Below are 19,435 nucleotides of genomic sequence, written 5' to 3'. Positions count from 1 at the left end.
AAGCGGCTACCGAATTCTGTTGCTCACCAGATAGGCCAGCCCGCCGACCAGAAGGCCCCAGACCGCCGCGCCCAGCCCAAAGACCGAGATACCCGATGCGGTGATCGCAAAGGTCAGCATCGCGGCCTCACGCTCGGTCGGAACCTCAAGTGCTGCGAAAATCGAATTGGCCAGAACGCCGATCAGGGCGACACCGGTCAGTGTCCCCATCAACAGAGGATCGGCATGGGAGGCAAAGCCGGTAATCGCTACAGCAAAGATGCCGAATACGCCATAGAAAACGCCACCCATAATGGCTGACCAGTACCGTTGCGCAGGGTCTGGGTGGCTGTCTTCATTGGAACACATCGCAGCCGTGATCGCCGCAAGGCAGGTGGCAGGTGCACCAAATGGTGCCGATAACAGGCTCGCCCCACCCACGGATGAAAACAGCCTGCCCGGAGCCGGGGTATAGCCAAAGCTGCGCATCACCGCGATGCCGGGAATATTCTGGGTCGCCATCGTGACGATGAACAGCGGGATGGCGATCCCGATGGTCGAGGCCAGCGAAAAACTGGGCGTGGTCCAGACCGGTGCCGCCAGCCATCGCGCCGGGGTCACCGATGCGTCGCCTGCGTTCAGCACGACAACCAGCGCGGCGGCGAAAACGGCCGCCGGAACAGCGAACAGCCGGTTGATCCGGCCTGCGATGAACCATGTCAGGATCACCGGCAGGGCTTGCGCGGGCAATTCGACTGCGGCCTGAAAGGGCAGAATGCAAAGCGGCAGCAGAACGCCCCCCAGCATGGCCTGTGCCAGAGTCGTCGGAATGGCGGCCGCCAGCCGCCCCAATGGCCGCCAGAGCCCGGCCAGAACCGTCAGCGCCCCTGCACACAGGAACGCGCCCGTTGCCTCGGAAAACCCCAGCGCCGGTGTTGCGGACACCGCCAGCAGCGCCGCCCCCGGCGTCGACCAGGCGACGCTGATCGGTTGCCGGTACCACAGGCTCAGAACAATGGCGGTCAGTCCCATTGCGATGGCCGCCATCATCAGGCCCGAGGCCGCCTGCGCCGGAGACGCCCCCATCGCGGCCAGCCCCTGCAACACGATAGGAAATGAACTGAAGAATCCGACAATGGCGACTACAAGCCCGGTCGAGACTGTCTGGAGCGGTGGGGCAAACTGGGTCATGACTGCCTCGGGCGGTTGGGGTTGGTGATTGCTAACAAGCGGCGGCAGGGACGGGCAAGGTCTGAACGCGCAAAAGAAAACCCCGCCGGATCAGCGGCGGGGTTCGGGGTATGAGTATTTTTGAAAAGATGAAGATCAGGCGATCTCGGCCAGACGGGCCAGCGCCTCGTTCAGCTTGGCTTCTTCTTCCTCGCGTGCGGCGAGGTTGGCTTTGGCTTCCTCGACCACCTCATCCGGGGCCGAGGCCACGAATTTGGGGTTGTTCAGACGCCCACGCAGGCCACCCAGTTCCTTGGCCAGCTTGCCCTTTGCTTTCTCCAACCGCTCCTTTTCCGCGCCAATGTCGATGATATCCGCCAGCGGCAGGCCGAAGGAGGCTCCGGGGGCGGCAATCGAGATGGTGCCCTTGGGCAGCGCGTCCGCGCTGGTCAGGCTGTCGATGCGGGCCAGACGTTTGATCAGCGCCTCGTTGCGGTCCCACGCAGCTTGTCCGTTTGCGTCGATCTCGGTCACCAGCATCGGCACGTAAAGACCCGCAGGCACCCGCATCTGCGCACGGGCCGAGCGGGTGTTCTCGATCACCGAGATCACCCAGTTCATTTCACGATCCGCGTCGGCGTCGACCAGTTCGGTACCATAAGTCGGCCAGTCAGCGTGGACGACCATTTTCGCGCGGTTGCCGGTCAGGCCCCACAGCTCTTCGGTGATGAAGGGCATGATCGGGTGCAGAAGGACCATGCACTGATCCAGAACCCAGCGCATGGTGGCGCGAGTCTCGGTCTGCGCCGCGGCGTCGTCGCCTTGCAGCAGCGGTTTGGACAGTTCCACGTACCAGTCGCAGACCTTGCCCCAGACAAAGGCATAAAGCCCGTTGGCGGCATCGTTGAAGCGATAGCTTTCCAGCGCCGCGTCGACCTCCGCCCGCACGCGGGCGGTTTCGCCGATGATCCAGCGGTTGACGGCGGCCTTGGGTTTCAGGTCTGCCACATCCAGCTGCGGTACGGCGTCGGTAAAGACCTCATTCATCTCGGCAAAGCGGACGGCGTTCCACAGCTTGGTGCCGAAGTTGCGATAGCCGGTGATGCGCTCGCGCGACAGTTTCAGAACGCCGCCAATGGCCGCCATCGAAGCGTTGGTAAAGCGCAGCGCGTCGGCGCCGAATTCGTCGACGATTTCAAGCGGGTCGATGACGTTGCCGGTGGTCTTGGACATCTTCTTGCCCTTCTCGTCGCGGACGAGCGAATGCAGATAGACGGTGTGGAACGGAACCTCGTTCACCACGGCCAGCTGCATCATCATCATCCGGGCGACCCAGAAGAACAGAATATCCGCGCCGGTGATCAGAACGTCTGTCGGGAAATAGCGGCGCATCTCCTCGGTCTGCTCGGGCCAGCCCAGCGTGCCGATGGGCCAGAGGCCGGACGAGAACCATGTGTCGAGGACGTCGGGGTCGCGCCAGATGACAACTGTTTTTGCGCGCTCAGAAATCCGTAGCGGGCCGCCTCCAGAGATAAAATCTTCGCGCCCCGTTCTATGAGACACCTTTCTTTCATAGCTTTGGGAAGCGATTTCAAAATCTTCCGAATACACCTTGCGAGCAGCATTCTTTGCATCTTCCTCTGAAGAGGCGCAGAACTCAATTTTCCTATTTTGCGCGACGATACGAAAGTCTTCCTTTAGTTCGTCAGGAATTGGCAATGTTCCACCGACGGGGATGCTTCTAGTGAACTCCAATACACGTTCATGGCTTTCTACGTCATCTGGGTGTGGCCCATACCAAACCGGAATCTGATGCCCCCACCAAAGCTGGCGCGAGATGCACCAGGGCTCGATGTTTTCCAGCCAATGGTAATAGGTTTTCTCGCCCGACTCGGGGATGATCTTGACCGTGCCGTCCCTGACCGCATCCAGCGCAGGGCCGACGACCTTTTCGGCGTCGACGAACCACTGGTCGGTGAACATCGGCTCGATGACGACTTTCGAGCGGTCGCCAAACGGCTGCATGATCGGTTTGCTTTCGACCAGCGGGACGAGTGCCGGGCTGAAGCCCGGCCCACCGTCATCGTCCTCTGTAGGCCGGGCTTCAGTCCGGCTCGATCCCAGACGCGGATCGTCCGCTGGACACATGACAGCCAGACCTTCGCGGGTGATCTCTTCGACCACCTTGGCGCGCGCCTCGAACCGGTCCAATCCGCGCAGGTGATCGGGGATCAGGTTGATCGCGTCGATCTCATTCTCGGTGAACGCTTTGCCACGCGCGTATTCCTGCGCCTTGCCCGCCTCTTCGGCGTAAGGCGCGCCATCAGCCCGCATCGCGCCCTTGGTGTCCATCAGGCGGTACATCGGAATACCGCCGCGCCTGGCGACCATATTGTCGTTGAAGTCATGCGCGCCGGTGATTTTCACCGCGCCCGAGCCGAAATCGGGATCGGGATACTCATCGGTGATGATCGGGATCTGGCGGCGATGCTCTTTCGGTCCAACCGGGATTTCGCACAGTTTGCCGACGATCGGCGCGTAGCGCTCATCCGACGGATGCACTGCCACGGCGCCGTCGCCCAGCATGGTTTCGGGCCGCGTGGTTGCAATGGAAATATAATCCCGCTCTTCGCGAAAGATCACATTCCCATCTTCATCTTTTTCCAAATACTCATATGTCTCGCCGCCCGCCAAGGGGTACTTGAAGTGCCACATGTGGCCCGGCGTTTCAATATTCTCGACCTCAAGGTCCGAAATCGCCGTTTCGAAATGTGGGTCCCAGTTGACCAGTCGCTTGCCGCGATAGATCAGGCCCTTTTCGTACATGTCGACGAAGACCTTGATAACGGCATCATGGAAGTTGGGTGAGTTTTCGTGCCCGGTGCGTGGGTCACCTGGTGCGCCCGCCATGGTAAAGGCATTGCGCGACCAGTCGCAGGAATTCCCCAACCGCGTCATCTGTTCGATAATCTTGCGGCCGTATTGCCCCTTCCAATCCCAGACCTTGGCCAGAAACTCCTCGCGCGCGTAGTCGGTGCGCTTCTTGCCCTCTTCGGCCATCAGTTTCTTTTCAACCTGCATCTGCGTGGCGATGCCGGCGTGGTCCTGACCAGGTTGCCATAGAGTGTCGAACCCGCGCATCCGGTGCCAGCGGATCAGAATATCCATCAGTGTATGGTTAAAGGCATGTCCCACATGCAGCGCGCCGGTCACGTTGGGCGGTGGCAGCATGATGCAAAAGCTCTCATCACGCGAACGGTTCGCGCCTGCCTTGAAGGCTCCGGCCTGTTCCCAGGCCTCATAGATACGGGCCTCGGCCTCGGCCGCGTTGAATGTCTTTTCCATCGCCATGGGATGCGTCCTGCGTCAACAAATTCGGGTCAGCGCCTGCAATAGCGAATGGAGACGGGAAGGGGAAGGCCCTGTGCGGCGACGATTGCTGAAGTCACCCCGTGCCGGTCGCCTCGCTTCCGTACAGGTGCGTGCTTTGCGCCGCGCCTTGTGTCATCGCCTTGGCCTGATCCTCCCGGATGCGGGCGTGAAGCGCCAAGGCTGGTGCCGAAAACAACTCGGTCGGCGGTTCGATGAGGATGAAATTGCCCACCCGGTCTTCGCCCCGCGCCAAGACCGCGTAATCGCGGTCCGCCACTTTTTGCTGTGCGTTCGGGTTCAGATACCGGATCGCCAGCCCGATCCGCCGATCGTCCGACATATTGGGCCCCGAGCCATGGATTGTAAGGCCATGGTGCAGCGACATCTGACCCGGCTGCAGTTCAATATGTGTTTTGTCCTCGTCTGCCACATCGACAGCCACCTCCTGCCCGCGCGACAGCAGGTTGTTGTCTGAAAACGTATCGTTATGGGGCAGGATCGGGTTTTTGTGGCTGCCTCTGACAAAGTCCATGCAGCCGCTTGCTACCGTGGCAGGCGACAATGCGATCCACGCGGTCATCTGATCCGGTGTTTCGCCCATCCCCCAATAGGTCAGGTCCTGATGCATTCCAACAACCTGGGTCGTGCGTGGCTCTTTGATGAACAGTTCCGCAGACCACAGCAGCAAATCCGGTCCCAGTATTCCTTCGACGACGTCCAGAACCCTTGGATCCAATGCGATACGGGCGACCAGCGGCATCACCACATGGGCGTTCAGGCGCTTGTACATGTTCAGCGGCAGCGGAAGGTCAGCCACGCGCCAGGTCTCCTCGATCTGCTCCAGCTCGGCCCGGAACTGTGCGGTCTCATCCGGCGAGAAGACAGTGATGGGAAAGGCAAACCCGTCTTGCCAATACGCGTCGACCGATGGGGCGTCCAGACGGCCCTGTGACAGGGAAATGGGTTCGGGCATGGGGGACCTCCGGCAGGCTGTATCTTAAAACAGCCTACGAATCCCTCTGCGGCTCCCGCAATCCTGTTTACGACATCGGTGTCGCCACACGCTTTCATGCAAGGCGCTGGACATAAGCAAGCACAGGGCTAGTGTCGCCATCAAGGCAGCGACAGGAGCATCCCATGGAAAAATTCGGCAAAAGCCAGCCCGTCAAACGGACCGAAGATCAGCGGTTCCTGACCGGGCAGGGGCGCTATATGGACGATGCCGTGCCCGGCAATGCGCTGTTTGCCGCTTTCTTCCGCAGCCCAGTGGCCCATGGCGATATCACTGCGCTGGATCTTGAGGCCGCGCGGGATGCTGACGGGGTGCGGCTGGTCATGACACTGGACGATCTTGCCGCCTCGGGCATCGACACGGTGATGAATGCCGCAACCTTGACCAACCGCGACGGGAGCGGCTCTGCCGCGCCGGATCGGCATATGCTGGCCAAGGACCGTGTGCGCTTTGTGGGCGAACCCGTGGCCGTTGTCATCGCGGATACGCTGGCGCAGGCGCAGGATGCGGTCGAGCTGATCTGGATGGACATCCGGGAACGCCCCGCCAAGCTGGACGTGAACGCGGGGGGTGAGGCTCTGCACCCTCAAGCGCCCGACAATCGCGCGTTTGATTGGGGTCTGGGGGATGAGGCCGCGACCAAGGCCGCCTTTCAGGCCGCCGCCCACACCGTGTCGCTGAACGTGCAAGACAACCGCGTCATCATCAGCTCGCTCGAGCCGCGGGGCTGTCAGGCCGATTGGTCTGGCGGGCGTCTGCACTTTTCCTATGGCGGGCAGGGTGTCTGGGCGATGAAGGCACAGCTGGCGCAAAAGCTGAAACTCGATGCGGATGCGATCCGTGTCACCACCCCGGATGTGGGGGGCGGGTTCGGCATGAAGGTGATGCCATATCCCGAATATTTCTGCGTGGCCGTGGCCGCGATGAAACTAGGCCAGCCCGTGCACTGGATGTCCGACCGGTCCGAGGCAATGCTCTCCGATCACCACGGCCGCGACCTGACCTCTCTGGCCGAGCTGGCCTTTGATGCAGATCACCGGATCACCGCCTACCGCGTCCACAGCAAAGTCAACCTTGGTGCCTATAACAGCCATTTCGCGCAGGCGATCCAGACAAGCCTGTTCAGCAAGGTGCTGATGGGGGTCTATGACGTTCAGACCACCTACCTCCGGGTCGAGGGGTTCTATACCACGACAACACAGGTCGACGCCTATCGCGGTGCCGGACGCCCCGAGGCGATCTATGTGCTGGAACGCGTGATGGACCGCGCGGCACGCGAACTGGGCGTTGACCCGTGGGAGTTGCGGCGCAAAAACTTCATCAGGCCCGGCGATTTCCCCTACACCTCTGCCACGGGTGAAACCTATGATGTCGGCGATTTCGACATGGTCCTGCGCCGTGCGGCCAGCCAGACCAGCGGGTTCGAGGCCCGCAAGGCCGCCGATGCCGAACGCGGTCTGATCCGGGGGCAGGGTCTTTGTTACTATATCGAAAGTATTTTGGGCGACCCTTCCGAGAACTCGAAGGTCGAGTTTTGCGAGGATAGCACTGTGAACCTTTATGTCGGTACACAATCGAACGGGCAGGGGCACGAGACGGTTTATGCCCAGTTCCTGTCCGATCAGACCGGCGTTCCGATGGACAGGATCACCGTCATTCAGGGGGATACCGACCTGCTTGGCCATGGCGGCGGAACGGGCGGCTCGCGCTCGGTGACGGTGCAAAGTACCGCGACCCTCGCCACCATTGACAAAATGATCGCCGCATTCACGCCTTATCTGGCCGATAAGATGGGGGTCGAGGACAGTGATGTGCGATTTGACCATGAAACATTCCGCGCGCCGGGCTCGAACCTGACGCCGACCCTGACCGAAGCCGCGGCCATGGCCCGCGCCGACGGGCGATTGGACTTGCTGACGCATGAGTCCCGCGCGCAACTGGATGCCCGCAGCTATCCTAACGGCGCACATGTTGCCGAGGTTGTGATCGATTCCTTCACCGGCGAAACCCGTGTGGACCGCTACACCGTGGTTGATGATTTCGGAAATCTTATCAACCCGATGCTGGCCGAAGGGCAGGTGCATGGCGGGGTGGTTCAGGGCATCGGGCAGGCGCTGTCGGAACATGTGGTGCATGATGATCACGGACAGCTGCTCACGGCATCGTTTATGGATTACGCCTTGCCCCGCGCGGTGGACGTACCCATGATAAAGTTTACCTCGGCGCCGGTGCCGTCAACTTCCAACCCGATGGGGATGAAAGGATGCGGCGAGGCCGGCACGGTGGGCGCTCTGGCCGCTGTGGCGAACGCGGTTCAGGATGCGCTCTGGGATCACGGGGTGCGGCAGGCGGATATGCCTTTCACACCTCATAAAGTTTGGGAATTGCTGACGCATGAAACTGTCGCGGCTGAGTAGGAAGGTTCTGGGATGGCTCGGGCGGCCCTTACGGTCCGAGCACTCCGCCGAAACGCGGCACCGCGAGCCGATCAGCCACGTCATTATTCTAGATGGCACCATGTCCACCCTCGAACCGGGGTTCGAAACCCATGCCGGTCAGACCTATCGCCTGTGCTGCGAAATGGGCAGCAAAGTGTCGGTGTTCTACGAGTCGGGCGTGCAGTGGGAAAGCTGGAAATCCACCATGGACGTGATGATGGGCCGGGGCATCAACCGCCAGATTCGCCGCGCCTATGGCTATCTGGCGTCACGCTACAAGCCCGGTGACCGGATTTATTTCATCGGTTATTCCCGTGGAGCCTACGGCGTGCGCAGCCTGGCCGGAGTGATCGACATGATCGGCCTGCTCAAGGCCGAACACGCGACCGAGCGGAATATCCTGCAAGCCTACCGCCACTATGAATGTAATGTCAGCGGCACCGCCGCCCGCGATTTCCGCCGCAAGTTCTGCCATGACAACGTCAAGATCGAGATGGTCGGTGTCTGGGACACGGTCAAGGCGCTGGGCCTGCGCCTGCCGCTTCTGTGGCGCTGGGCCGAGGATCGTCATGCCTTTCACAACCACCAGCTGGGCCCTGCCACTCTGCATGGCTATCACGCGCTGGCCCTCGACGAAACGCGCGAGGTGTTCGAGCCGGTTCTGTGGCGATGCAAGCCCGAGTTCAATGGCCATGTGGAACAGGTCTGGTTCCGTGGCACCCATGGCGATATCGGCGGCCAGCTGAACGGCTATGAAGAGGCCCGGCCGCTCAGCAATATCTCGTTGATCTGGATGCTGGACAAGGCCGAGATGCACGGGCTGCCGATGCCCGAAGGCTGGCGCACCCGTTTCCCCACGGATGCCCATGCGCAATCGGTTGGAACCTGGCGCGGCTGGGGCAAGATCTTTCTGCTGCGCAAACACCGCAAGGTCGGGCGGGACCAGTCAGAACGCCTGCATGTCTCGGTCGCGCCGGATGAATTGCCGGGCTGGGTGGCGATGCCGAACCTGCCGACACATCCCGCGCAGTGAAAGGCTACCATGTGCCAGTGGCACCAAGATCACCTGCACTTCAATGTCAGGTTCGAGCCCAAAGCGGAAATGATCTACGCGTTGGCCACAAACGCATCCACTTCGATTTCAACCAGCCATTCAGGATTGATGAACCTGTCGATCGCCATAATCGTGTCCACAGGTTTGACATCCCGGCAATAGGCCTTTCTGGCCTCAATCGCCTCTTTCCAGTAGTTGATATCGGTGAGGATCACGCGAGTACGCACCATATCATCAAGACCAGAGCCAGCTTCCTCCAGCGCGGCTTTGATGATTTCAAAGCAATGCGTTGTTTGGGCGAAAACATCGCCCACGCCCACCGTGTTGCCATCTGTATCAACGGGTGCAGTGCCCCCAACCGAGATGAATGGTCCTACCCGGACAGCTCTACTGAAGCCCACGATGTCTTCCATGGGATTCCCGTTCGATATCAGCTTGCGCTCGTATGTCATCTCTCTCCTCCACCTGATAATGGTGAGGTTGGTGTAGCATATTTTTTGTGGGGCCGAGGCCGAAAACCAGACGGCGGCTTTGTCCGCAAAGTTGACGCTCCGAACTAAAACACCCTAGCAGCATTCAGCGAGGGTGTTTTCTTTGTAAGAGCTCGTTACGTCTTGCGTCGTTCTTGACTATGCAACGCCTCCGGTAAGAGGCGTGGCGAAACGCCTGCGCCCTTTTCACGTTCCATAGACAAGATTTAGGTTCTTGTGTTCGCAATTACCGCCGCCGGTCGCGGCGCGAGCTCATGGGTTGGAAGGCCACGCCCACATGCGCCTCGCAATAGGGTTTGCCTGCCTCAACCGGCAGTCCGCAGAACCAGAAATCCTCGGTCGCGGGGTCGCCCACGGGCCACTTGCAGGTTTTCTCGGTCAGTTCCATCAGCGTCAGCTTCTTGGCTTTCTTCTCGATCTCGTTGACCTTGGCCAGCGCCTCGGGGCTGATTTCGTTGGCCGAGGGCTGCGGCGGCAGCGGCTGACCGGCCGGGATGATCTGGCGGCGCGCCGGAACGGCGGGTTTCGCCTCGGCAGCAGCAGCCGGGCGCGCCGGTTCTGTCTTTGGCATGGGTCTGGGCTTGGCTTCGGCCTTGGGCGCGGGTGCCGGTTTCTCTTTCGGTTCGGACTTGGCCGGGGCTGCGCCTGCTGTCCGGTTGGACAGGCCCAGGCGGTGGACCTTGCCAATCACCGCGTTGCGGGTCACGCCACCCAGTTCCTTGGCGATCTGGCTGGCCGACTGGCCTTCGCCCCACATCTTCTTCAGCAGTTCTACGCGCTCGTCTGTCCAGGACATCGTCAGCCTTTCAAAAGCGGAAAGCGGCCCCGGATTCGGGCCGCCTTGGGAATTCGTCTCAGCCCCCTATTCTAAACACTGCGGCCCGAGTTACAAGCTGTCTTCGAATCAGGTTGAGGGCAAAGCATGCAGAATCCCGCAGAACAGACCGAACGCAGCTTTGGGGCGGTCAACTGGATGGGGCTTAACACGCTGGCGCAGCGCGAAATCCGGCGCTTTCTTTCGGTCTGGACCCAGACCGTTCTGGCGCCTCTGGTCACGGCTGGCCTGTTCCTGCTGATCTTCACAATCGCCATTGGGCCCAGCCGCCCTGACGTCATGGGCGTGCCGTTTGTGGTGTTTCTGGCACCGGGGATCCTGATGATGACGGTGATCCAGAACGCCTTTGCCAATACCTCCTCTTCGATGGTGATTGCCAAGGTGCAGGGCAATATCGTCGACACGCTGATGCCGCCGCTGTCCCCACTCGAGATCCTGCTGGGGTATCTTGCCGGTGGCATCGCCCGTGGCCTGATGATCGCGCTGGTGATTTCGATTGCGTTGCTGGTTTTGCTGTCCATCGCGCCCCAGCACCCGTTGATTGCGCTGATCTTTGTTGTTCTGGGTGGCGCATTCATGGGCGCGCTGGGCCTCTTTGCCGGGATATTTGCGAACAAGTTCGACCAGATGGCCGCGATCACCAACTTCATCGTCACGCCATTGGCCTTCCTGTCGGGCACCTTCTATTCGGTCGAGGCGCTGCCTTCTGTCCTGAACCGCCTGACCCATCTGAACCCGGTCTTCTACCTGATCGATGGGCTGCGTTACGGCATGATCGGCGTGTCCGACAGCTCACCGTGGTTGGGCATGGCGGTTTGTGGTTTTGCCACGCTGGCCATCGGGCTGATCACCTGGCAGATGCTGCGTACCGGTTATCGGCTTAAGGCTTAACCGGGCTCTGCCAGCCTATCGGGCGACAGGGCAGGCTTGGGTTCGCCCAGCCGCGGATGCAAGCGGGCCGAGACAGCCCATGCCCCAAACAAAGCAATCCCGCCTGCCGCGAACACACCGGCCACCGGTGCCGCCAGCAAGACCAGAGCTGCAATACCGGGCGTCAGAATGCCCGAGACATCGCGGTAACTGGAATAAATCGCCGACATCTCGGTTCGCTCAGACGGTTTCACGGCCATAAGGAAGGGCAATCCGGCGCAGATATCCAGAACGATCAGCCAGACAGACCCCAGAACCAGCGCAGCGACCGAGGCGACAGGCCATCCCGCGACCAATCCGGCTGCGAAAAAGCAGCCCCCGGCAGCAGCAAACCCGATGCGAACAGCCGACCTGAGCGACCGCGTCTGGACCCAGCGCAGGATCAAAGGGGCGGCCAGCAGCATGGCGTTTGTGCACGACAGAAGGATGCCGCCCAGTTGTTCTCCCAGCCCGTTTTGGATGGCGAAAATGGGCAGGTAGACCACATATATCCACCACCCGCAGGACCGGATCATTGCAAACAGATATCCGGCAACCAATCTGGGTTGAACAAAGAACCGGGGAAGAAAGGCCAACGGGTTGTTGGCCGGACCACGGGCCTTGGTGATCAGCTTGCCATTGCCCAGACGCATGCGCCAGAACTGCGCCAGCATGACCAGCGCTGCACCGGCACTGATGACAAACGGGGCAGGGTGCCACAGCTCCATCAGCAGGACACCGGCCATTGGGCCGCCCGTCCATCCCAAAGCGCTGTAGAACATGCGGCTGGTCTCGCACCGGCCAAGTTCGATCTTGCTGATGTAATCCAGCACATAGGTGTTGAAGCAGATGAAAGTGACAACCGCGGCCATGGTATTCAGGGCCAATGCGCCGACCACGGCCTCGGGGCTGCCCACGATCGCCAGCGATGCACCACAGATGAACATGACGCAACCGGTGGAATAGGCCCATCTGCGCGGTACAAAACGGATCAGGAACGGCACCATCAACCCGACCAGCAGGGACAGGATGCCAATCAGGAAATACAGGAATGACACGGACGAGGCATCGCCCAGCGCCCGGTACATCGCCAGCGGAAAGACCGAAATCAGAATACCGCGCACCACGGCTTCGATTCCGGCCAGAATCCCGAAATCGCGCACCGATGGGGCAGGCGCGTGGCGTACCCATTCAGGTATTCGGCGTTCATGCATAACAAACTCGCAAATCAACTCAGCCCAGAATGCGTCGGTCACGTTGCCGTTCATGGGGATTTGCGACACAAAGGTCGCCCCTGAACCGCCGGGGCGGATTTTTCAGTCAGGTCCGGCGGTTTACCGCCTCGCGCCAGACCAGGATCAGCCCTCCGGTCAGAATCGTGACTGCACCAATCAGGCTGATCCGGTCGGGGATCACATCAAACACCGCAAAATCGTACAGCGCGGCAAAAATCAGTGTGGCATAGCTGATCGGGGCCACGAATGACGCGTCCGCACGTGCCATGCCGTTGATGAAACAAACCTGCGCGCAGGCCATCAGCAGGCCGATCCCCACCAGCGCAACCCATTGCTGTGGCGTAGGCATGTGAAACACAAAGCTGACCGCGACCGTGGCGATCACCAGCCCCATCGTGTTGTTGATCAGCAGAATCTGGATCGGGGCCTCGCGCCCCGACAGTTTCTTAATAAAGATCAGCTCCATCCCGATAAACGCAGCCGCCGCCAGCGCCAGAAGGGCGGCGGGCTGAAAACTTGCAGGTGTCGGGCGCAGCAGGATCACTGCACCCACAAGGGCCACGGCCGCCGCCAGCCAACGCCACGGGCCGACACGTTCCCCCAATAGCGGAATGGCCAGGACCATGCCAAAGACCGGGTTCAGAAAGGAGATCGCCGTCGCATCCGCCATCGGAATGAACGCAACAGACGCGAACATCAACGTCACCCCGGCCCAGCCAAAGCTGGTTCGCCCGACATGCAGCCCCCAATGGGGCCGTCCCAGCCGGGGACGAAGCACTGCGACCGCCGACAGGATGGCAAGCAGAGCAAACAGAAACCGCCCGTGACTGATCTGCATCGCGTGCAAGGGTGGCCCGAGTGTATCCGTCCCCAAGGCCTTGGCCAACAGCGTCGTCGCCGCGATAAAGGCGGTCGCGACAAAGATCAGCCCTGCGGCCAAAGCAGGATTTTGCGCCTTCGGGGTGAACATGGGCGAAAGCGGTGCGCCAAAAAAGGGGCCTTGGCAAGACGCAATTCTGCGCTCAGCGCAAAACCGGTGGGGCCGCCAGCGCCGCCTTGGCTTGTTTGAGGCTGTCCAGAAACCGCTCCGCCCGCACAATCCGCGCTTCGACCTCGTCAATCCGGTCCTGCAAAAACGCCTCGCCATCAAAGCTGTCGGGATCGGCGGCTTCCAACTGCCCCAGCAACATGACCAGTTCTGCAATGCTGATGCCTGCCGCCTGTGCATCGGCAACTTGCTCCAGCGTGATCAGCGCGTCTTCGGGATAGTCGCGATAGCTGTTCGTGTTGTCCGGCCCCGGGCCTGACCGGATCAACCCCTGCCGTTCATAAAACCTCAGCGTGTCGCGGCTCAGCCCGCTGCGCCGCGCAAGTTCCCCGATCCGCATGTTTCAAAACCGTTGACTCAACTCCATGGTTTTGATCCTATGTCAGACAGTCATTCTCTGCAAGGACAAGCATCATGGGTCCCAAATGCCAAAGTTGCGGCATGCCGCTGTCAAAAGATCCCCAGGGCGGCGGGTCCGAAGCTGACGGCGGGCGCAGCACGCGTTACTGCTCGCTGTGTTACGAAAACGGTGCGTTCCGCCACCCCGACGCTTCGCTGGAAGAGTTTCAGTCTCATTGCGTCGATGCCCTCGTCGCCAAAGGCATGCCCCGCATCCTTGCCTGGGCTTTCACCCGCGGTATGGGCAAGCTCGACCGCTGGCGCTCGGCGGGATGATCCGGCGGCAATTTTGACCCTGCGGCAATAATAGGGTTTTCAGGCTGTCTTTTCACGTCTATAGAGCGGCCATGATCAAACGCGCACATATCCAGTTGCTCCGACGCCGACGCCTCTCTGCGTAATCGGCCTGTTTGATCCCATGTGCCTGCCAAATTGGCACAAATCTCACCAAATCTGTTGACGAACCGGGCCTTCGTGTATCACTCACGAGGCTCAAACGACCCGAAAAGGATGATCCCATGATCCCGTCCGTTCTGCCGACCTATAACCGCGCGCCCCTGTCATTTGTAAAGGGCGAAGGCGCCTGGCTGACCGAGGCGGATGGCCGACGTTTTCTGGACCTCGGTGCAGGGATCGCGGTGAACGCGCTGGGCCACGCCCATCCGGCGCTGGTGGCCGCCCTGACGGAACAGGCCCATGCGCTGTGGCATGTCTCGAACCTCTACAACATCCCGCAACAGCAGGCACTGGCAGACAAGCTGGTCGAACACACCTTTGCGGATACGGTATTCTTTACGAATTCCGGTACCGAAGCCTGTGAACTGGCCGTGAAAATGGCCCGCAAGTATTTCTATGACAAAGACCAGCCCGAACGGGTTGAGATCATCACCTTCGATGGTTCCTTCCATGGCCGGTCGTCGGCGGGCATCGCAGCGGCCGGGTCCGAGAAGATGACCAAAGGCTTTGGCCCGCTTTTGCCGGGCTTTGTCCACGTCACCTTTGGCGATCTCGACGGTGTCACCGACGCCATCACGGAAAATACCGCAGCCATCCTGATCGAACCGATTCAGGGCGAGGGTGGCATCCGCCCCGTACCCGATGCCGAACTCAAGGCCCTGCGCGCCATTTGCGACGAACACGGTCTGCTGCTGATCCTGGACGAGGTGCAATGCGGCGTCGGTCGGACCGGCAGGCTCTTCGCCCATGAATGGGCGGGGATCTCCCCGGATATCATGATGGTCGCCAAAGGCATCGGCGGTGGTTTCCCCCTCGGCGCTGTGCTGGCAACCGAAGATGCGGCATCCGGTATGACCGCAGGCACGCATGGCTCCACCTATGGCGGCAACCCGCTGGGCTGCGCCGTGGGCTGTGCGGTGATCAACCAGGTCGCCACACCCGCCTTTCTCGAAGGTGTCAACCGCAAGGCTGGCCTGTTGCGCCAGAAACTCGAAGGCCTGGTCGCCGATCACCCCGAGGTCTTCGAAGAGGTGCGCGGATCGGGCCTGATGCTCGGCCTGAAATGCAAGGCGCCAAATATAGATGTGGTCAATGCGGGCTATGACAATCTGGTCATCACCGTCCCCGCCGCCGACAACGTCATCCGCCTGCTGCCCCCCCTGACCCTGACCGAGGATGACATCGCCCAGGCCATGATCCGCCTCGAAAAGGCCGCCAATCAGATCGAAACCCAGCTCGCAACTGCCTGAGCTTCATCTTTTCCCAAATACTCCGGGGGTGTGGGGGCTGGCCCCCACCGCCCGACCAGCCAAAAGCGAAGCGATATGAACCATTTTCTCGATATCCACAAAACCGATGCCACCGCGCTGCGGTCCATGATCGATCAGGCGGGCGCGATGAAACTGGCGCGTCTGGGCCGTCCCAAGGCCGCCCCTGACGACGAACAGCCGCTGAAAGACCGTATGGTCGCGCTGATCTTCGAAAAGCCCTCGACCCGGACGCGCGTGTCCTTTGACGTGGGTGTGCGCCAGATGGGTGGCCAGACCATGGTGCTGTCGGGCAAGGACATGCAGCTCGGTCACGGCGAAACCATTGCCGATACCGCCCGTGTGCTGTCGCGCTATGTCGACATGATCATGATCCGCACCTTCGATGAAACCATCCTGACCGAGATGGCCGAATATTCCGACGTGCCCGTCATCAACGGCCTGACCGACCGCACCCATCCCTGCCAGATCATGGCCGATGTTTTGACGTTCGAGGAGCACCGCGGCCCCATTGCGGGCAAGAAAGTGGTCTGGACCGGCGACGGCAACAATGTCTGCGCCTCCTTCCTGCACGCCGCCGGTCAGTTCGGCTTCGATCTGACCTTCTCCGGCCCGGCCCAGCTTGATCCGGAAGAAGAGTTCATGGGGTTTGCCCGCCAGAAGGGGTCCCGAGTCGTCATCGAACGGGACCCGCACAAAGCGGTCGAGGGCGCTGATCTGGTGGTGGCCGACACCTGGGTTTCGATGCATGACAGCCAATCCGCCAAAGAACGCCGCCACAACATGCTGCGCCCCTATCAGGTCAACGCGGAACTCATGTCACATGCCAAACCCGACGCGCTGTTCATGCACTGCCTGCCCGCGCATCGTGAGGAAGAAGCAACCTCCGAGGTCATGGACGGACCGAACTCGGTCATCTTCGACGAGGCCGAAAACCGCCTGCACGCACAAAAGGCCGTCATGCGCTGGTGTCTTGGCGTTTAGGATCACCTTGCAGTTTCGAGAGGGCCATCAGGCTCTCTCATGACCTTCGGAGCATTCAATGCCTCACGTCACACTGGAATTTTCCAAATCTCTGGACGACACTCATGATTTCCAGATGATTTGCGAGCGGCTGCATGCTGTTCTCGCAAAACATGATGAAATCGACGCCTCAGCGCTCAAGATCCGCGCCGCACCGATTGCCTATTCCTACATCGGAACGCAACCACAGACCTTCGTGCATGCCACGCTGCTGTTGATGCGTGGCCGGGATGAGGCCACACGGGCCGAGCTTAACGCCATCATTCTGGACGTTCTGGCCCAGACCTTGCCCGAGGTCGGCAGCATCACCGTGCAGGATGTCGAGATGACCCGCGCCACCTATGCAAAGCGCCTGGCAGGTTGATGGCGCGGGTACTCTCCGGGTCCGTCAGCCGTGTATCGGCGCGTTGTTGATCGCGCTGAGGTCTTCCATGATATCAAAGACATGATCCGAGGTCACTGCGACCCCGATGGCCTCAAGGCGTTTCAGGTGCATCGCCTTGTAGGTCTCCAGACTGGCGCGATCGCGAAACAGATAGGTCGATCCGAAATGGTTCGTGCCTTCTTCGACGGTCCAGATTTTCCAGACGACACCGGGTTCCTGGGCGATGCTTTCAGCCAGTTCCTTTGTTCCGGCCAGAAACTCTGCGGTTACGGGTCCGTCATAGGCCAGATGCAGATCCCAGATTTTCATCGTACTCATGGTCAAATGCTCCACGTTCAGGGGGGGAGGGGGTGTGATCAGCGGTTCTTGCCAAGCTGCACAAAGCTCAGAATGGCAAGCAGCGCAAAGAAGATGGGGTCGGACCAGCCAAAGCCGGTGAACACCCCGGTCAGACAGGCATAAAGCGTGATGACAACGCCCAATATGTTGGTCCCCATCAGACCTTTCAGGATGTTCTGTGCCGTCTCGGTACCGGATTCAGTGTTTCGAAACAGGAAGCTGATTAGGCCGATGCCACCCAGAAAAATCGCATTATGCTGCGACAGAAACACGGCATACCGATCGTTCAGTTGCAGTCCATAATTGGGCCAAAGGATGGTTGGCGCAAATAAAAGCGCCAATGCGAAAAACATGTAGATCACACCATGCGCGGTCAGGAAGGTTTTGTTGGTCATGTCTCGCCTTTCTGTGGTTGGGGCAGCTTTTTGCGAAGCTGGTTGAGCGTTCTGATCGTTTCGCGTCTGGTTTCGGTGCTCAGGCGTCCGAATATCTGCTCCAGCGCCTGATTGTGGACGGGCATGAACGCGGCCACTTTCTGTTTTCCGGCTTCTGACAGGCGTAAAACGCGGGCACGCTTGTCGGTTTCATCAACGGTCTTTTCCACCAGACCGGCCTGAATCAGGTTTTTGACGACAACATCCAGATTGCCGGATGTGGACAGCGTCAGGCGCAACAGGTCATTGATCGACAGCGCGCCTTTGGTGTTCAGGGTCTCCAGCGCATCCCACTGAGGTGCCGTCAGACCCCCGGCGCGAAACACCGGTCCCATGGCACGCATGAACAACTGCTGGCTGCGCAACAGGGCCAATACCAGGGCCTGGTTTTCTCGGTTTTGAGTCTCGTGTGTCATGGCAGTCATTTATCTCTAGTTAGGGGTAGTATCAAGATGCACCACCACGCGCGAATGCCGCAAATATGCACGTCTCCCGTGCAGGGCTGCACTGACGCCGGGCCCGGGCCTGCATATATTTTGACTTAGCGAATGCAGACCTGCTTTGGATGATCAAAAAGGCCGAGGATACGAATGTGAGCTGGAACCCGTCCCACACCACCGACGCAGCTGAAAACGGCGCGCTGGAAACACTCATCATTCCCCGCGCCCGCGATCTGGGCGGGTTCGAGGTGCGCCGCGCGCTGCCCTCGGTCAAACGCCAACTGGTTGGCCCATTCATCTTCTTCGATCAGGTCGGCCCGGCAGAATTCGTCACCGAAGGTGGCATTGACGTGCGACCGCACCCGCATATCGGGCTGGGAACCGTCACTTACCTCTATCAGGGCGAATTCGAACATCGCGACAGCCTCGGCACTCACCAGATGATTTATCCCGGCGAGGTCAACTGGATGGTTGCAGGCCGTGGCGTGACCCATTCCGAGCGCACCAGCGAAGAAACGCGCGGCAAAGGCCACAAGCTGTTCGGCATTCAGACCTGGCTTGCCCTGCCCGAAGCGCAGGAGGATATGGCCCCCGAGTTCGAACACCACAAGCAAGGCGCGCTGCCCCATATCCAAGACAAGGGCGTCAGCGCACGGCTGATCCTCGGCAACGCTTATGGCGAAACCAGCCCCGTGACGATGCTGTCCGAGACCTTCTATCTGGATGTTCAGCTTGCCCCCGGCGCGTCCTTCCCGCTGCCCGACGACCACGAGGATCGCGGTGTCTATGTCACGCAAGGATCGATCGAGATTGCAGGCGACATGTTCGACGAAGGCCGCATGATGGTGTTCCGCCCCGGTGACAGGCTATCGGCCCGGGCAGGCCCGCAGGGCGCGCGACTGATGCTGCTGGGCGGCGCGACCCTGAATAATGATCGCTATATCTGGTGGAACTTCGTCTCATCCTCGAAAGAAAAGATCGAGACGGCGATTCATGAGTGGAAAAGCGCCGATTGGGTCAATGGCGCCTTCCGCCTTCCGACAGGGGATGACCGCGAATTTATCGCCATTTCAGAACAGTTTGAGCGGACAAAGCCCCGGCTGGCCCGCCCGCGCGCGGCGTCAGGGGCGGGTGGGCTTGTGTAACCG

The 19,435-nt window shown here is 60.4% G+C and carries 19 protein-coding genes; 8 read left to right on the top strand and 11 right to left on the bottom strand.

All coding sequences use genetic code 11. The annotated features are described in order from the left end of the window. Positions 1 to 6: 6 nt before the first annotated feature. The 3 genes from ACR0BZ_RS15160 to ACR0BZ_RS15150 form a co-directional block, all read right to left on the bottom strand. Positions 7 to 1,170: a benzoate/H(+) symporter BenE family transporter gene (locus ACR0BZ_RS15160; RefSeq protein WP_480920640.1), complete on the bottom strand. Its 1,164-nt coding sequence runs from the start codon at positions 1,168 to 1,170 to the stop codon at positions 7 to 9. Positions 1,171 to 1,305: 135 nt separating this feature from the next. Next, a complete protein-coding gene (locus ACR0BZ_RS15155) occupies positions 1,306 to 4,500 on the bottom strand; it encodes a valine--tRNA ligase (RefSeq protein WP_480920639.1) in 3,195 nt (1,064 codons plus the stop codon). A gap of 94 nt (positions 4,501 to 4,594) precedes the next feature. Then, positions 4,595 to 5,494, bottom strand: coding sequence for a phytanoyl-CoA dioxygenase family protein (locus ACR0BZ_RS15150; protein WP_480920638.1), 900 nt, complete (start codon positions 5,492 to 5,494; stop codon positions 4,595 to 4,597). A gap of 164 nt (positions 5,495 to 5,658) precedes the next feature. Between ACR0BZ_RS15150 and ACR0BZ_RS15145 the strand changes: the two genes are divergently transcribed. Both ACR0BZ_RS15145 and ACR0BZ_RS15140 read left to right on the top strand, forming a co-directional pair. Then, positions 5,659 to 7,950 (top strand): xanthine dehydrogenase family protein molybdopterin-binding subunit, encoded by a 2,292-nt coding sequence (locus ACR0BZ_RS15145; RefSeq protein WP_480920637.1) that lies wholly within the window; start codon positions 5,659 to 5,661, stop codon positions 7,948 to 7,950. Beyond that, positions 7,928 to 9,004 (top strand): DUF2235 domain-containing protein, encoded by a 1,077-nt coding sequence (locus tag ACR0BZ_RS15140; RefSeq protein ID WP_480920636.1) that lies wholly within the window; start codon positions 7,928 to 7,930, stop codon positions 9,002 to 9,004. Before ACR0BZ_RS15145 ends, ACR0BZ_RS15140 begins: the two co-directional genes overlap by 23 nt. A 74-nt stretch (positions 9,005 to 9,078) precedes the next feature. On the opposite strand, the gene ACR0BZ_RS15135 is transcribed toward ACR0BZ_RS15140, so the two are convergent. Further along, the gene (locus ACR0BZ_RS15135) at positions 9,079 to 9,477 is read right to left on the bottom strand and encodes a RidA family protein (RefSeq protein ID WP_480920635.1); all 399 of its coding nucleotides are present in this window, start codon (positions 9,475 to 9,477) and stop codon (positions 9,079 to 9,081) included. Positions 9,478 to 9,742: 265 nt separating this feature from the next. After that, positions 9,743 to 10,312, bottom strand: a complete 570-nt coding sequence (locus tag ACR0BZ_RS15130; protein ID WP_267363457.1) for a GcrA family cell cycle regulator — start codon at positions 10,310 to 10,312, stop codon at positions 9,743 to 9,745. 126 nt (positions 10,313 to 10,438) lie between these two features. Here ACR0BZ_RS15130 and ACR0BZ_RS15125 point away from each other — a divergent pair, with 126 nt between their 5' ends. After that, positions 10,439 to 11,242 (top strand): ABC transporter permease, encoded by an 804-nt coding sequence (locus tag ACR0BZ_RS15125; RefSeq protein WP_480920634.1) that lies wholly within the window; start codon positions 10,439 to 10,441, stop codon positions 11,240 to 11,242. Here ACR0BZ_RS15125 and ACR0BZ_RS15120 read toward each other — a convergent pair. The 3 genes from ACR0BZ_RS15120 to ACR0BZ_RS15110 all read right to left on the bottom strand — a co-directional run bounded on the left by ACR0BZ_RS15120 (position 11,239) and on the right by ACR0BZ_RS15110 (position 13,883). Continuing rightward, positions 11,239 to 12,474: an MFS transporter gene (locus ACR0BZ_RS15120; protein ID WP_480920666.1), complete on the bottom strand. Its 1,236-nt coding sequence runs from the start codon at positions 12,472 to 12,474 to the stop codon at positions 11,239 to 11,241. The genes ACR0BZ_RS15125 and ACR0BZ_RS15120 overlap by 4 nt on opposite strands. A gap of 106 nt (positions 12,475 to 12,580) precedes the next feature. Further along, a complete protein-coding gene (locus ACR0BZ_RS15115; RefSeq protein WP_480900261.1) occupies positions 12,581 to 13,465 on the bottom strand; it encodes a DMT family transporter in 885 nt (294 codons plus the stop codon). 52 nt (positions 13,466 to 13,517) lie between these two features. Further along, complete coding sequence (locus tag ACR0BZ_RS15110) at positions 13,518 to 13,883, bottom strand: MerR family transcriptional regulator (protein WP_209505680.1); 366 nt, start codon at positions 13,881 to 13,883, stop codon at positions 13,518 to 13,520. A 74-nt stretch (positions 13,884 to 13,957) separates the two neighbouring features. Between ACR0BZ_RS15110 and ACR0BZ_RS15105 the strand changes: the two genes are divergently transcribed. The 4 genes from ACR0BZ_RS15105 (at position 13,958) to ACR0BZ_RS15090 (ending at position 17,053) form a co-directional block, all read left to right on the top strand. Beyond that, positions 13,958 to 14,218 carry a zinc ribbon domain-containing protein gene (locus tag ACR0BZ_RS15105; protein WP_209598147.1) on the top strand — a complete coding sequence of 87 codons (261 nt, stop codon included), beginning with the start codon at positions 13,958 to 13,960 and terminating at the stop codon, positions 14,216 to 14,218. A 242-nt stretch (positions 14,219 to 14,460) separates the two neighbouring features. Next, on the top strand, positions 14,461 to 15,648 hold the full coding sequence (locus ACR0BZ_RS15100; RefSeq protein ID WP_480920633.1) for an acetylornithine transaminase: 1,188 nt from the start codon (positions 14,461 to 14,463) through the stop codon (positions 15,646 to 15,648). A 75-nt stretch (positions 15,649 to 15,723) separates the two neighbouring features. Continuing rightward, complete coding sequence (argF, locus tag ACR0BZ_RS15095) at positions 15,724 to 16,650, top strand: ornithine carbamoyltransferase (protein ID WP_480484533.1); 927 nt, start codon at positions 15,724 to 15,726, stop codon at positions 16,648 to 16,650. 58 nt (positions 16,651 to 16,708) lie between these two features. After that, complete coding sequence (locus ACR0BZ_RS15090) at positions 16,709 to 17,053, top strand: 5-carboxymethyl-2-hydroxymuconate Delta-isomerase (protein WP_480773903.1); 345 nt, start codon at positions 16,709 to 16,711, stop codon at positions 17,051 to 17,053. Between the two features lie 24 nt (positions 17,054 to 17,077). Here ACR0BZ_RS15090 and ACR0BZ_RS15085 read toward each other — a convergent pair whose 3' ends face one another. Genes ACR0BZ_RS15085 through ACR0BZ_RS15075 form a run of 3 tightly spaced genes read right to left on the bottom strand, consistent with a single transcriptional unit; the run spans position 17,078 to position 18,263 of the window. Next, entirely contained in the window at positions 17,078 to 17,392 is a 315-nt protein-coding gene (locus tag ACR0BZ_RS15085; RefSeq protein ID WP_480473648.1) for a monooxygenase, read from the bottom strand. Between the two features lie 38 nt (positions 17,393 to 17,430). Next, on the bottom strand, positions 17,431 to 17,808 hold the full coding sequence (locus tag ACR0BZ_RS15080) for a hypothetical protein (protein WP_480920632.1): 378 nt from the start codon (positions 17,806 to 17,808) through the stop codon (positions 17,431 to 17,433). Further along, on the bottom strand, positions 17,805 to 18,263 hold the full coding sequence (locus ACR0BZ_RS15075) for a MarR family winged helix-turn-helix transcriptional regulator (protein ID WP_480920631.1): 459 nt from the start codon (positions 18,261 to 18,263) through the stop codon (positions 17,805 to 17,807). The genes ACR0BZ_RS15080 and ACR0BZ_RS15075 overlap by 4 nt, the downstream gene beginning before the upstream one ends. Before the next feature lie 176 nt (positions 18,264 to 18,439). Between ACR0BZ_RS15075 and ACR0BZ_RS15070 the strand changes: the two genes are divergently transcribed. Then, positions 18,440 to 19,432, top strand: a complete 993-nt coding sequence (locus ACR0BZ_RS15070) for a pirin family protein (protein WP_480920665.1) — start codon at positions 18,440 to 18,442, stop codon at positions 19,430 to 19,432. The last annotated feature ends 3 nt before the right edge of the window (positions 19,433 to 19,435 follow it).

The sequence above is a fragment of the Ruegeria sp. P8 genome (assembly GCF_056534665.1).
The sequence above is the reverse complement of the archived record's forward strand: the minus strand, read 5'-3'. Positions and strand labels throughout refer to the sequence as shown.